This is a genomic window from Paraburkholderia sp. SIMBA_054 (assembly GCF_046534875.1).
GTDB classification, from domain to species: Bacteria; Pseudomonadota; Gammaproteobacteria; order Burkholderiales; family Burkholderiaceae; genus Paraburkholderia; species Paraburkholderia hospita.
The window spans coordinates 1-263 of sequence record NZ_JAWRXV010000983.1; the positions used below are offsets into that span (position 1 = coordinate 1).

Genomic DNA, 263 nt, shown 5'->3' on the forward strand with positions numbered 1-263 from the left:
CTGAGTTGATATAACTTTGAACAATTTCCCTTTTCTCTCTTCCGCATTTTTGTAAGAGAAAGAATTATTTTGTAGCATGCCTTTATCGCCTAACAACCCTAATAAAGAATAATCTATTTCAGTTAAAGTATCGAGAAGTTCTTTAAAAATTTTTTTAATTTTTAAATCAGTTAATTCCGAATACTGAAATGCAAGTTCTTTCAATCCGTTACCTGTTACATGTTTAAGAATTTCTGTAGTTAGTTGATCTGAAAATAACTTCG

General features: G+C 28.9%; 1 protein-coding gene. It reads right to left on the reverse strand.

Features of this window, described 5'->3' with window-relative positions; translation table 11 throughout:
• The coding region (locus SB822_RS58070; protein ID WP_410859237.1) for a hypothetical protein at positions 1-263 on the reverse strand (263 nt) is incomplete at both ends.